Source organism: Mesorhizobium sp. PAMC28654, from assembly GCF_020616515.1.
GTDB lineage: Bacteria > Pseudomonadota > Alphaproteobacteria > Rhizobiales > Rhizobiaceae > Mesorhizobium.
Map to the genome: position 1 here is coordinate 5780649 of NZ_CP085135.1, position 12780 is coordinate 5793428.

Sequence of the window (12780 nt, forward strand, 5' to 3'; positions counted from 1 at the left end):
GCATCCCCCAATCGGAGGATGCCGAGAGATTTGAACCTCGTTAGAAAGCACCGGGTTTGGCCCTTGGTATGAGGTATCTCGGAATGGTTACGCGGGGGCCGATGAACAAATTTCTTGCGGTGATGCTTGGGGTCGTTGCTTCCAATCAGGCGTTCGCCGCCGACAATTCCGGTCGCTCGCCGGTCACCTGGAGCGGCGCGTATTTGGGCGCCGAGCTCGGTCACGCCTGGGCAGAGGGCAACTATTTCGCGGACTTTGGTGATTTCACCAATTCCGCTCGCCGCACGCTCGATGGTGCATTCGTCGGTGCCTATGGCGGCTACAATGTCGACCTTGGAAACAGTATCATCGTTGGCATCGAAGCAGATGCGGCATTGCATGACACGCATGATGAAGGCAGCGCGATTCAAGACCAGGGAATTCCCAGTCCCGCGTATATCATTACCGACCAGTCATGGTCGGCTGCCGCCAGGGTGCGTGGCGGCTATGCGTTCGGGCGTTGGCTGCCGTTCGTGGCAGGCGGCGTGGCCGCAACCCGGGTGAAGGTTTCGGATGCGGCCGAACGCCGTCACCCTTTAAGCAGTACGGATACCTATCTCGGCTGGACCGTGGGTGCCGGCGTCGACTACGCTCTATCGGAGCACGTGATCACACGCCTTGAATATCGATATACCGATTTTGGCGGCCAGGCGCTGGACATCCCGGGCGATCGGACATTCGATCTCAAATCGCAAGACGTGAGGATCGGGGTGGCTTACAAGTTCTAGCTGAGGGCGCACGGCGTCATCCCAACCAATTGTGTTGTCGGTCTGTCGGTTTTTGCTCCCAGAACCGTTGCCTTGATCTCGGATCTGCCAACGCGCTGCCGAAGGGGAGCGCCGCCCTGGTGATCTGCAGGGCGGCGTCGGTATATCCGCGTCTTCGGCGGTGTTGCCAAGGCGACGGACCAGTCGGTGGCGATCCGGAACGGGCCGGCCTTCTTCGGCGCGGCGTGTCTGGAAAAGATCAGACAGCCCGAGGCCACCGGCCTGCGGAATCGGGCGTCTTGTCTTGGTCAGAGCGAGTGTTTGTAGCCGATCGCGATGTTGAGCTTGTCGGCCGACAGGTCGTTGTAAGGCGACGACGTCGTGTCGGTCTTCTTCCACGAATAACCGACGTTGGCATAAACAGCATTGGTGGAGTCGATGTTGTAGGTCACGCCAGTGGCCACCTTGGGCGTTTCCCAGGTGGTGCTGAAGGCATTGCGATAGCGCAGGTTGAACACGTTCCATGTCCACTGCTTGGTCAGTTTCCAATCGCCTGCGAGATACAGCGCGTAGTAGGGAACCTGCGCGTTGGCATCCGCACCCTTGATGATGGCTGTGTCGTGCCAAGTGTAGCCAAAGGCCACGCTGGGCGTCAGGGTAAAGACATCGGTCAACTTGATTTTGTAGCCGAGGCTCGCTTCACCGTAATACTGCGACTTTCCGCCGGTCTTGAAGGTGGGCTGGAAAAATACGCCGCCGACAAAATTATTGTCGAAATTGTGCGAAACGCTCAACTTGAAGTAGGTGTCGGCAAGCGAGCGAGCGGTGTTGCTGCCATTGTTGATGGCGTAGAACTCTGGGCTACCCTCGATGCCGATGGTCCAGGTGGGCGCCGCCGGCGGCGGCGCTTCAACCAGATCGGCCGCGAAGGCGGATGTCGCCATGGACAGGCAGATGCCCAATGGCGCGATAATTTTACGAAAAGGCATGGTATTCCCCTCAATCCGAGATGTGGCGGTGCACCGTTCGGCGGAATGGGAGGAAACCGTCGAACGATTTCAGATTTTTGGGCTCATTTCAGGCGCTTGACGACGAACGAGGTTCCAAAGAACAAGCAAGCCGGCAAAAAATTGTACTCGCATTGCCGTGCTTTCAGCAGAGTTGCTCCGCCTGGATCGCCGCGCCGTCCGACGGAGCGCGGGCGGCGGAAGAATCGATCGCGTCGAAAATGCTTGTCGCCTACCTCGAAAACCTGGTCTGCCATGGCAAGCGGCTGTTCGGCGCCCGCGCGGGAATCCCGATGCATGACCGCGCCCCGCCATTCGACCAGACGCGACCGGGCTTGACTTGGTGGATCGGTTCGAGCGGCGCCTTGGCCGGATTTGTCAGGGCCAACGCAAGGTTCGCTCAAAGAGCCATGGTCACGGAACGGCTGAGATGGGGGACAAGCCGCCAGATCCGGGAAGGCTGTTGCTACATCCCGGAAGCCGGGGATTAGCCAGGCACAGGCAGGCCGGCGTCTGGGCTGAGGTAGCATTGGAGCACGAAGTGTCGTTGGAGGAATTCGAAGCGTGGCGCAAGGCATTGGCGATGAGGCCACCCGTGACGCCGCCTGTTACACCCGCAACCGCCGCGCCTGCGATCACGGTGCCGAGACCGGCGCCCGAGCCAGTGCCGTCGGCCACGAGCGAGGCGCCGCCCTTGCCGCGATCCTGAATGTCTTGACATGGGTTACCACGGGCGCGGTGCCTGCCTTGTCGGCGCCAATCGTCACAACGTCCTGAAACCTTGTTCCATCCGCCAATCGATAGGGCGCCAATACCTGGGTGCCCGAAACCGCACAGCCGGCGAGCATGGCAATGCCGGCAGCCAACAAAGGTCTGAATTTCATTCGCCTCCCGCATGGATGGCGAGACGACGACAAGCAAAGCAGTCCGAACATGATTTCCACACGCTGCCCAACGGTCGATCGACAGGATCGACACGGCAGCACATTTGTCAGCGCCAGATGACCCTCGCCCCCCTAATTCGGGGGATGTCGCGAGATTTGGACCGCGCCATAAAGCGTTGGGTTGCATCATCCAATCGGGGGAGGCGACCCAAACCAGCCGTCTTACAGTGTGGAGGCCAATCACGGTTTCAGGAGTTCATTGACATGAAATTCACCCTCGTACGCAAGAGCAAGAATATGAGGAGTCTCGCGTTGGCGGTCACTGTTGCATTCGGGGCCATCGGTTCAGTTTCGATGGCGGACGCATCTGTTCTCAAGCTCCACAAGACCAGCGTCGACGGGTGTCAGAAATTTGTGAAGCCCGATGGCAAGACCTGGAAGGCGGTAGGGAAAATTGTTGTGCAGGGGGCATGCCCGGCCGACCTCAAAGGCACGCCGACAATTCACGGCGAAATGCTCGACGCTCACTCAGTCAAGCTGGCCAACGGCTCCATCTGCCGGTTCGATGATCACGGTTCGGGGCGGTGCAGTTGACCTAGGAGGCAACCCTCGCAACAGAGTTGCATCCAGAAGCATCCCGAAAACAATCCGTCAGGCAATCAACAGCCTTCTCGTGGTTTTGCTAAAGCGCGTCGCGTCGAAACGGATTCATGCGACGCGTTTTAGGTCTTTTGTTTCGTGCATGTCGTTATCCCGAAACCGAGGCACTTTTGGGCGACATGCATTAGCATCACGAGCGATCGCAGCCCGCGTTTGCAGCAACGCAAGCCGCGGTTGGAGGCGGACTGGAAGAAATGCCTCGTCATATCAGGACTGGGCGCTGGGATTTCCGTTGAGCCGACCGCTGCCTGGCGGCATGCATTGCAACGGATCCAACAACATCGCGGCAAGACAGACAGCGCAACGATCATCCACACATCATCCAAATGGGGGATGCATGATCATCAGATGTCTCTGAAATACATCTGATGTCTGGGCGTGGGCGGGTGATAAAAGCTTGCGCCACATTTGGTGGTGGATTGTCCGGCGCAGGCATGATCAGTCTTGGGCAAATGCGGGTAAACTTCAAATTTCAATGCCGTCAGATCATCCGACCCGATGCGAGGTCGTTCTGTCCATGAAATCTTCTGACGGAGGCCGGGCGGGCAATCATGTCATCGAGTGAGAGGCGTTTGGCGTCTGATGTTGCTGAACTCAAGACGACTATCAGCGCCGCTGCCTGCGATGTTAACCGTTGGACCGACGTTGCCCAAACCTTGCAGAGCATGATTCCAGACTCAAAGATCCTGTTTCAGGTTGTGGAAAAAGAACCCACAACCGTGCGCCAAGTCATTTATTCGGGCTTCAGCGATCAGACCATCGAGCACTATGGCGCCCACTATTGGAAGGTCAATCCCTGGACCAAAGGGGTGAACGAAATGGAGATGTCTTCATTCAAAAGAGCGTCAGAACTCTACCCTAACAGATTGCTCAGGGAGACAGAATTCTTCGCTGATCTTGTGGGCCCCGAGCGTGGCTGCGACGACGCGACAGCCTTGAAATTTGCCGCACACAAAGACCGATATGCGCTTTTGGCCGTGCACCATGATTTTCGGCATCACGAGCAGACGCATGCGCGGGGCAAGGCCTTGCTGCAAAGCCTCGTGCCTGGCCTTCGAACCGCGCTCGAAATAAACCGCCTCACCAACCCATTTTTTCATCTAGAGCAGAATCTGATCATTCCGGCTCATATCCTGTTGCGGCGAAGTAGTTGGCGCACTCGGTTGGTGTGAAGCAAGGCAGTGCGGCGCTGATGGTATCCCACAATTCCGCGACGGTTCGTGCGGCGGCTTTGCGTAGAATCGATTTCAGCTTGGAAAAGGCGTTCTCGATCGGGTTGAAGTCGGGGGAATAGGGCGGGAGGAACATCATCCTTGCGCCGGTTGCTTCGATCGCCACACGGGCGGCTGCGCTTTTGTGCGCCGGCAGGTTGTCGAGGATCACGACATCGTCGGGCCGCAGCGTCGGCACGAGAACCTGCTCGACATAGGCGACAAACCATTCGCCAGTCATCGGGCCGTCCAGGACCATTGGCGCGGTCATGCCAGTGAGGCGCAGGGCGCCGGTGAACGTCGTCGTCTTCCAATGGCCATGCGGGATTGGCGATCGGCACCGCATCCCGCGCTTCGTGCGCCCCCGCAGTCGAGCCATCTTTGTCGAGGCTCCGGTCTCGTCGATGAAGACCAGATGCTCGGGATCAAGATCGGGCTGGGCGTCGAACCAGGCGTTTCGTCGCGCCGCCACGTCTGGCCGCTCCTGCTCGCTGGCGTGCGCCGTTTTTTTTGAAGGTCATGGAGTGACGATCGAGAAACCGCCAGATCGTGCTCGTCGCAAACGACGCGCCATGCTCCTGTCGCAGCAACTCGGCGAGTTCGACCAGCGTGATGTCCACCCGCCTCTCGATCGCCGCCAGGATGATGTCGCGATACGCTTCAACGCGGTGGGACCGCCTGTCGCCGCCCTGCGGCTTTGCGCAGGTGGCTCCGGTCTCGCGCCATTCCCGGACCCAACGCACCGAGCTTGCCGCCGCCACGCCAAATCGCGCCGCTGCCGCCCGTCGCGACAGGCCGCCATCAACCGCTGCGACCACCCGAGCCCGCAAATCTTCCGATAAGGATTTCGCCATGCCATGCCGGCCTCCGAATCCAGCAGATATGCTGAATCAGATTTCCAATCCCAACGAAACCCCTATCGATTCTATCCGCTCGGATTTTGCTCTAGCGGGAGGACGTCGATTGATTGATCAACTCGTTGACGCTGCAATCGTGGTGGATGAGGACTGCCGCCTCCTTGCTTCAAATGCCCCTGCAAACGAGCTTCTGGCGGATGCCGGCCTTATCCTGGTCAGGGCGCAGGATATCGTCCAGATCAATGATGCGGAAGCAAACGCTGCCTTTGCACGGCTTGTGCGAAACAGTTGCAGCCTCGGAAACGGGCGGGCCAGACTGAATGATCTGATCGTCAATTCCGCCTCGGCAAGTCATGTCGTTACATGTGTTCCAGTCGCGATCGATCAAACAAAAGCGTTGCCGGCAGGGCTTCTGTCGATGTTTGCTCCCAAAACCGTGGCCCTGGTCATACTTCGTCCTCGTGCAAGCGAAGACCCTTCCATCGTCGTGGGAAATCTGCGCCAGCATTTTGGACTGACCAAGGCCGAAGCCAGCCTGATCCTGGAGTGCGAACGCGGTGGCACGCTTTCGGAAATCGCCGAGCGGGTCGGCGTCTCGCGCTCGACGATCCAAACCCATCTCAAGGGAATCTTCGCCAAGACCGGCACCTCCAAGCAGAGGGATGTCGTTACGCTGGTGACGCGCCACAGGGCCGCTGGCAACCTGTTCTCCATCGACGGCTTTTGAAAGCGGATCTGCAAATGCCGTGGTGAAGGACGGGGCCAACAGTTGCAAGATGGCTTGGTCATCTGGCCCAACGCGGCGGCGGCGGATTTGAAATTGGCCAGCTGGCTTGCAGCTGCCAACCGCCGAGACGCCCTATCCCCCTTGAGGTGTTGATGATGGCCTCCCGGTAGCGACCCATTTTGCCCGTCGGTCAAAGCGCCAGCGGGCCTCGCCGGTCGACAACTCTTTGTGAAGAGCCGGTGAAAGGTCAGCCAAGTCACAATTGCGCAAGAGGGCGCGGATATTGGTCCGGGCGATGTTTGCCGTAGCTTTTCCGCACAGAGAAAATCACGGCGCTTGAAATCGATGCCGTTGGCGATGCGCGAGCGCCGGGACGGGCACGAATGAGGGATGAGGGCAACATGAACAATGAAACCAACCCGGCTCACGACACACAAAAGGGTGGTCACAAGGGGGAGCGGCATTTCTTCCGCTTCCACCGGCCCCACGTACATCTGCACTCGCTTTATGGGGATGACTGGTTTGCGCTGAAGGCGGAGAAGTTCGCCCGCTTCTTCGGTACGCCGACCTTCCTCATCGGGCAGACCGTGATTGTAGGTGTGTGGATACTCATCAACATTATCGGCGTGACTCAGTTCGACGTTTACCCCTTCATCCTGCTGAACCTCGCATTCAGCCTGCAGGCCGCCTATGCCGCGCCGCTGATCCTGCTGGCGCAGACGCGCCAGTCCGATCGCGACAAGGCGCATGCCGAAGCTGACGCATTGCACCGCGAGGACCTTGCACGCGCCAGTGACGAGCGGCTGGCGGTCGCCGCACACCAGACGACCATGCTCGTCGACCTGGTGAGGCAGAACACGCAACTGACGGAAACGATCAAGTCGCTCACGGAGCGCGTCGAGACCTTGACGATCGAAGTGCACAAGCAGGTGATCGCATCGGCATCATCCGCGACGCGCTAACCGCTGTCGCCATCCCGGCTCGCTTGTTCGCCGGCGGCGCGGCATCGCGATCACTTTTCCTTGAGCGCGCGCAATCCCGCACCGTTGGCCGGGAAAGAAGCGATACTGGCCGCAAAGCCGCCTTGTTGCGACTTTGTAACGAGCACAATCCAGAAACAAAATTCTACGGGCCGGAAATACCGAGGAAAAAATTCGAGAGCGATAGTCAGCGACGCGGCGATCCGGTCACCGGTCTGGCGGTGACGCTCAAATCCAGCCAGCGAAAAGGGGAGGAATATCATGCAGAGCTCTCCTCTGTTCGCCTTCGGGCTTGCGGGTCGCTGTCAGGACCATGCGGGGATGTCTTCTCTAAGAGCCTTCGTTGCTCTCAAATCGATGGGTAATCGTAATGTGGAAGATCTCGAAATATATTACATTCTTCGTGGCGTTGATCGCCTTCGCGGTGGGATCCACCGCGGGGGCGCTGGCGCAGGGCGAAAAACGGCTCGCCTTCGTCATCGGCAATGCCGCCTATCCGTCGGGCGCGCTCGCCACGACGGCCAATGATGCCGGCCTGATCGCCCAGACACTGCAGGCGGCTGGTTTCGACGTGGTCGGCGCGCGCGATGTCGACCAGGAATCGCTGCGCGGCGCATATCGCGATTTCCTGGCCAAGGTCACCGCCGCCGGACCCGACGCGGTCGTCTTCGTCTATCTCGCCGGCTATGGCGTGCAGTTCGAAGGCGAAAATTACTTCGTGCCCGTCGATGCCCAGATAAACAATGCCGCCGACGTTCCGATCGGCGCGGTGCGTGTCTCCGATCTCACCAAGCCGCTCGCGGCCTTGCCGACCAAGGTCAACATCATCGTGCTCGATGCGGCGCGGCCGAATACCTTCGTCAGGTCCAACCAGCCGCTCGCCGGCGGCCTGGCGCTGGTCGATCCCGACCCGAACATGCTGATCGCCTTCAACGCCGCTCCCGGCACGGTCGCGCCCGAGGGCAAGGGGCCCTATGGCGCCTATGCCCCGGCACTGGCCGAAATGATGCGCGACGGCGGCCTGGCATTGGGCGACGTGTTCGACCGGACGCGGCTGCGGGTCAACGAGGTGACGGATGGCGCGGAAGTGCCCTGGAATGCCTCCAAGATCAACGATTCCTTCGTCTTCTTCGACCGTGGCCCGGATGCTCCGGCGCCGCAGGTCTCGGCGGCCGAGGTGCGGACGAACCGGACCAAGCAGATCCGCGATTTCGACGCGCGTGACGCCTATGTCGCGGCGCTCGACCGCGACACGATGGGCGGCTACGAGGATTTCATCGTCGCCTATCCGCACGACCCGATGGCCAAGCGCGTGCGCGCGATCCTGGCGGCAAGGCGCGAGGCGATCACCTGGCGCCAGACCTGGCTCCGGGACACGCCGGAAGCCTACTGGTCCTATCTCGAGCGCTATCCGCATGGCCCGCATGCCTGGGATGCGCGCCGTCGTCTCGAGCATTTCGATGCGGCACTTGAGCCCCCGCAGAGTTTCGCTGTTTATGACTATGACGTGCCGCCGCCGCCGCCGGAAGAAATCATCTATGTCGACCGGCCGGTGCTCTATTTCGACGACCCCGAGTTCGGCTTCGATCCGCCGCCGCCCGTGGCCGTGATCTTCCTGCAGGAGCGGCCGCGCGACTTCATCGTGCTGCAGGCGCCGCCGCCGCCGATCGGTGTGTTCCTGCTGCCGACGCCGGTTTTCGTGCCCGTGCCGGTGTGGGTCAACCCTCCGCATGACATCTTCCCACCGCCCAACAATGTCATCTTCAACAACATCCACAACACCACGATCATCAACAACACGACGATCAACGAGAACAACAACCAGGGCGGTGGCTTGACCACCGGCCAGAAGCTGACCGGTGTCGCCGTGGGCGTCGGTGCGGCGGCACTTGCGACCAAGGTGGCGCTGCCTGCCTTCCTGCAGAAGAAGGAAGCCGTTCTGTCGAAGCAGAACAATGGGCAGAACGGGGGGCAGAACCCGGGCGGCCTGCCGCTGAAGCCGGGGCAGGGTGGCCAGCAGCCGCTGTCGAAAACACTGCCGGCCGACAAGCTCACCGGTCACGCTTTGCCCGGCGCCGACGGCAAGACGCTGCCGCTCGTCAATGGCAAGCCGGTGCTCAACGGCCAGAACCTGCCCAACAATGGCCAGAACCTGCCGAACAACAAGTCCAGGAAGCTGAACAAGCAGGGCACGGCGGGTGGAAACGCCGTGACCGGCAATCCGGTGGTGAATGGGCAAAATGGCGCGAATGGCCAGAATGGCCAGAACGGAACCGGCCAGAACGGAACCGGCAAGAACGCCAAGTTGCGCAAGGTGCCGGGGGCCAATGGCACGCCCACGACAAATGGAGCGAACAACCCATCGGTGGTCAACGGCCAGACTTCCGGCCAGAACCCGCCCAACGGCAAGTTCAAGAAGCTTCACAACCAGGGCAATGGCCAGACGAATGGCCAAAACAATGCGAACCAGGGCAACGGAAACCAGGGCAACGGCAACGGCGCCAAGTTCCGCAAGCCGCCCGCGAACGGTGGCGACAACGGCAATGGCCAGCCGAAGTTCAAGGTCAACAATGGCAATGGCAATCCGCAGATGAAGGTGCAGAGCCAGCCCAGGCCGCCGAAGCCGGAGTTCCACGCCCCGCCCAAGCAGCAGATGCAGCAGGTGCACCGGCAGCCGCAGGCACAGCCGAAGCCCCAGCCACAGCCGAAGCCCCAGGGCGGCGGCGGCAAGAAACCGGTTTGCGGCCATCCGGGCGAGCCGCCCTGCAAGTAGGCGGGCCTGTCATCAAGCCGCCTCGCGGGGCGGCTTGATCCGAGGAAATGCACGGGCGGTTCAGGTTCTGAACCGCCCGTTTTGCGTTGCGGGCAGGGTGCGCGTCGCAACCCGGCTCAGCGCAGAAATGGACTTGCCCCGAAAAAGTGGAGAGTTTCCTTCTGATGAAAGGCGACCTCGATGACGAAACAGAGACAGTTTACGGATGCGTTCAAGGCGGAGGCGGTTGGCCTTGTGCGAACGAGCGGTCGGACGAAGCGGCAGATCGCGGAGGATCTTGGTGTTGGTTTCTCGACGCTGACGCGATGGATGGGTCGGCAGCTGGATCGTGAGATGGGCGATCCTGGGCGTCCGCCTGATGCTGATGTCGCCGCTGAATTGAAACGGCTGCGGCGGGAGAATGAAATCCTTCGGCAGGAGCGGGATATCTTGAAACGGGCGACGGCTTTTTTCGTCAAGGAGGGAAGTCGGTGAGGTTCGCGCTCATCGACCAGGCGAAGAAGGATTTCCCTGTGTATAGCGCGACGATCTGGATGAGACGTGAGCGGCGATCTGGATGAGATTCTCAGGTCGCGGTCACGTGCAAATTATCATGCTGATTGTCGCTGGCAAGGCCTTCATCTATTTCTGATTGCCGCTCCGCGACAAGTTCGTGTTTGTTCTTGATTGTCGCGTAAGAGGCTGGCCTGCCGCGCTGGCGTTTGGCTTCCATGGCGGATCTGCGCCGGTAGCTTTCGACGTTCATCTCGAAGATCGTTGCGTGGTGAACAAGTCGGTCCACTGCGGCGAGGGTCATGGCGGGGTCCGGAAAAGATTCTGTTCCATTCTCCGAAGGGCTGATTGGCGGTGATCATGATGGAACGCCGCTCATATCTTGCGCAGATGAGTTCGAAGAGCACGCTCGTTTCGGCCTGGTCCTTGGTGACGTAGGCCAGATCGTCGAGGATGAGCAGATCGAACTTGTCGAGCTTGGCGATGGCGGCTTCGAGCTGCAGCTCTCGCCGCGCGATCTGGAGCTTCTGCACGAGATCGGTGGTTCGGGCGAACTGCACGCGCCAGCCGTTCTCAATGAGGGCGAGTCCGATCGCTGCCGCAAGATGCGACTTTCCGCCACCGGGTGGGCCGAACAACAGGATATTGGCGCCCTTGGCGAGCCAGCTGTCACCGGCGGTCATGGCCATGACCTGGGCCTTGGAGACCATGGGTACGGCGTCGAAGGCGAAGCTGTCGAGCGTCTTTCCGGGCGGCAGATGCGCTTCGGTCAGATGCCGTTCGATCCTGCGATGTGCCCGTTCGGCCAGCTCATGCTCGGCGATGGCCGAGAGGAACCGGGCGGCGGGCCACCCCTCTCTATCGGCCTGCTCGGCAAATTGCGCCCAGAGCGTCTTGATCGTCGGTAGCCGGAGTTCGTTGAGCATGATGCCGAGGCGGGCTTCGTCGATGGTGTGGGCGTTGCTCATGCGACGTCTCCCACATGGGTTGCCCCGATCAGGGCTTCATAGCCGTTAAGGGAAGCGAGTTGCACCAAGACGGTCGGCAGCCGTGCGGGGTCCGGGCCGAGGAGGGTTCGCAAGACGGCAATATCGGGCAGGTCGCCGGCGTCGAGGGTCTCGGTGAGTTGCTCGGCAAGCTCACGCTCGCAGCCTCGATCGTGGGCCAGCGCCAGCAGATCGACCATGATCTTGCACGCCTGCCTGTCCGGCAGCCGCTCAATGAGCTCGTCGAAGGCCCTGCGGTATTCCTGCCGCGGGAAGAGCTTGTCACGATAGACGAGATTAAGAAGCGCCATCGGCTTTTTGCGCAGGGAATGGATGACGTGCCGATAGTTGACGACCTGATCGTGCCTCCCGTCGGCATGGCCTCGGCCCCTGGGCAGCGTCATCAGCTTTGTTCCTCCCATAAAGACCTCGAGGCGATCATCGAACAGGCGGATGCGAAGCCGATGTCCGATCAGGCGGGAGGGAACGGTGTAGAAGACCTTGCGCAAGGTGAAGCCGCCGGTCCGCGACACGGTGACGACCACCTCCTCGAAGTCGCTGGTCCGCTGGTCTGGAAGTTCCTGCAGTTGAGGGCGTTCGGCATCGATGCGCTTGCCATGATTGGCGTTGTGCCGGCTGACGATCTCGTCGATGAAGGCTCGATACGCGCCGAGATCGTCGAAATTTCTGCTGCCGCGCATCAGAAGGGCGTCACGGATGGCATCCTTGAGATGGCCATGGCTGCTTTCGATCGAACCGTTCTCGTGCGCGATGCCCTTGTTGTTGCGGGTCGGCGTCATGCGGTAGTGCGCGCAAAGCTCTTCGTAGCGATGCGTGAGATCCTCCTTCGCATCGGCGCTGAGGTTGCGGAAAGCCGCCGACAGGCTGTCGCTGCGATGATAGAGCGGCGCTCCCCCAAGCGACCACAGCGCGTTCTGCAGTCCTTCGGCCAGGGCCACGAAGCTCTCGCCGCCGAGAATGACATGGGTGTGTTCAAAGCCGGACCAGGCGAGCCGGAAGTGGTAGAGTAGATGATCAAGAGACTGGCCGGCGATCGACACGTCAAGGCTGCCCATGTCGGTAAAATCCGATAGCCCGAGTCGGCCGGGTTCGTGAAGCTGGCGGAAGATAACCTCCTGCTCTTCGCCGTGGATGGCACGCCATGACCGGATGCGCCGCTCCAGCGTTCGGCGAATGCCCGCGCTCAGTTCCGGGTGCCGCCGCAGCATCTCCTCATAGATGGCGACAACACGGATGCCTGGCGCCGCCTTCAAAAGGGGAACGACCTCGGCATCGAAGATATGCTCGAGAGGGTCAGGCCTCCGCCGGCCACGAGCCTTTTGCTTTTGCGATGGCAGGTGCGCGTCCGTCTTGATGCGATAGGCCGTCGCCCTGCTGATCGACGCCTTGGCGGCGGCGACCTCGATAGAATTGTTTTGTCGGTACTTCATAAAAAG

The 12780-nt window shown here is 60.6% G+C and carries 11 protein-coding genes and 2 pseudogenes; 7 read left to right on the plus strand and 6 right to left on the minus strand.

The window, feature by feature from the left end:
* The first annotated feature begins 101 nt into the window (after positions 1–101).
* The gene (locus LGH82_RS28415) at positions 102–767 is read left to right on the plus strand and encodes an outer membrane protein (RefSeq protein ID WP_227345878.1); all 666 of its coding nucleotides are present in this window, start codon (positions 102–104) and stop codon (positions 765–767) included.
* 287 nt (positions 768–1054) lie between these two features.
* On the opposite strand, the gene LGH82_RS28420 is transcribed toward LGH82_RS28415, so the two are convergent.
* Positions 1055–1735, minus strand: a complete 681-nt coding sequence (locus LGH82_RS28420) for an oligogalacturonate-specific porin KdgM family protein (protein ID WP_227345879.1) — start codon at positions 1733–1735, stop codon at positions 1055–1057.
* Positions 1736–2388: 653 nt separating this feature from the next.
* Positions 2389–2637, minus strand: coding sequence for a hypothetical protein (locus LGH82_RS28425; RefSeq protein ID WP_227345880.1), 249 nt, complete (start codon positions 2635–2637; stop codon positions 2389–2391).
* Positions 2638–2901: 264 nt separating this feature from the next.
* Between LGH82_RS28425 and LGH82_RS28430 the strand changes: the two genes are divergently transcribed.
* Positions 2902–3231, plus strand: coding sequence for a hypothetical protein (locus LGH82_RS28430; RefSeq protein WP_227345881.1), 330 nt, complete (start codon positions 2902–2904; stop codon positions 3229–3231).
* A gap of 617 nt (positions 3232–3848) precedes the next feature.
* Entirely contained in the window at positions 3849–4469 is a 621-nt protein-coding gene (locus LGH82_RS28435) for a hypothetical protein (RefSeq protein WP_227345882.1), read from the plus strand.
* On the opposite strand, the gene LGH82_RS28440 is transcribed toward LGH82_RS28435, so the two are convergent.
* A protein-coding gene (locus tag LGH82_RS28440; RefSeq protein WP_227343924.1) for an IS630 family transposase occupies positions 4414–5362 on the minus strand; the annotation gives its coding sequence in 2 pieces (ribosomal slippage) (positions 4414–5020 and positions 5019–5362; 951 coding nt in all). The genes LGH82_RS28435 and LGH82_RS28440 overlap by 56 nt on opposite strands.
* A gap of 28 nt (positions 5363–5390) precedes the next feature.
* On the opposite strand from LGH82_RS28440, the gene LGH82_RS28445 reads away from it, so the two are divergent.
* Positions 5391–6092 (plus strand): helix-turn-helix transcriptional regulator, encoded by a 702-nt coding sequence (locus LGH82_RS28445; protein WP_227345883.1) that lies wholly within the window; start codon positions 5391–5393, stop codon positions 6090–6092.
* 401 nt (positions 6093–6493) lie between these two features.
* Complete coding sequence (locus tag LGH82_RS28450; protein WP_227345884.1) at positions 6494–7054, plus strand: DUF1003 domain-containing protein; 561 nt, start codon at positions 6494–6496, stop codon at positions 7052–7054.
* Positions 7055–7104: 50 nt separating this feature from the next.
* Here LGH82_RS28450 and LGH82_RS28455 read toward each other — a convergent pair whose 3' ends face one another.
* Positions 7105–7335 carry a hypothetical protein gene (locus LGH82_RS28455; protein ID WP_227345885.1) on the minus strand — a complete coding sequence of 77 codons (231 nt, stop codon included), beginning with the start codon at positions 7333–7335 and terminating at the stop codon, positions 7105–7107.
* A gap of 107 nt (positions 7336–7442) precedes the next feature.
* Here LGH82_RS28455 and LGH82_RS28460 point away from each other — a divergent pair, with 107 nt between their 5' ends.
* Entirely contained in the window at positions 7443–9845 is a 2403-nt protein-coding gene (locus LGH82_RS28460; protein ID WP_227345886.1) for a caspase family protein, read from the plus strand.
* A 180-nt stretch (positions 9846–10025) separates the two neighbouring features.
* Positions 10026–10360 (plus strand): annotated as a pseudogene (locus tag LGH82_RS28465) (transposase); the annotation flags it as partial.
* Positions 10361–10410: 50 nt separating this feature from the next.
* Here the strand turns inward: LGH82_RS28465 and istB are convergent.
* Positions 10411–11305 (minus strand): annotated as a pseudogene (istB, locus tag LGH82_RS28470) (IS21-like element helper ATPase IstB).
* Entirely contained in the window at positions 11302–12774 is a 1473-nt protein-coding gene (gene istA, locus LGH82_RS28475) for an IS21 family transposase (RefSeq protein WP_227344002.1), read from the minus strand. The pseudogene istB and the gene istA overlap by 4 nt, the downstream one beginning before the upstream one ends.
* Positions 12775–12780: the final 6 nt, after the last annotated feature.

Excerpts from the sequence above, each read along its gene's own strand:
- istA (WP_227344002.1), bottom strand. The coding sequence starts at position 12,774 with ATGAAGTACCGACAAAACAATTCTATCGAGGTCGCCGCCGCCAAGGCG.
- LGH82_RS28430 (WP_227345881.1), top strand. The coding sequence starts at position 2,902 with ATGAAATTCACCCTCGTACGCAAGAGCAAGAATATGAGGAGTCTCGCG.
- LGH82_RS28435 (WP_227345882.1), top strand. The coding sequence starts at position 3,849 with ATGTCATCGAGTGAGAGGCGTTTGGCGTCTGATGTTGCTGAACTCAAG.
- LGH82_RS28425 (WP_227345880.1), bottom strand. The coding sequence starts at position 2,637 with ATGAAATTCAGACCTTTGTTGGCTGCCGGCATTGCCATGCTCGCCGGC.
- LGH82_RS28460 (WP_227345886.1), top strand. The coding sequence starts at position 7,443 with ATGTGGAAGATCTCGAAATATATTACATTCTTCGTGGCGTTGATCGCC.
- LGH82_RS28415 (WP_227345878.1), top strand. The coding sequence starts at position 102 with ATGAACAAATTTCTTGCGGTGATGCTTGGGGTCGTTGCTTCCAATCAG.
- LGH82_RS28450 (WP_227345884.1), top strand. The coding sequence starts at position 6,494 with ATGAACAATGAAACCAACCCGGCTCACGACACACAAAAGGGTGGTCAC.
- LGH82_RS28445 (WP_227345883.1), top strand. The coding sequence starts at position 5,391 with ATGCTGAATCAGATTTCCAATCCCAACGAAACCCCTATCGATTCTATC.
- LGH82_RS28455 (WP_227345885.1), bottom strand. The coding sequence starts at position 7,335 with ATGATATTCCTCCCCTTTTCGCTGGCTGGATTTGAGCGTCACCGCCAG.
- LGH82_RS28420 (WP_227345879.1), bottom strand. The coding sequence starts at position 1,735 with ATGCCTTTTCGTAAAATTATCGCGCCATTGGGCATCTGCCTGTCCATG.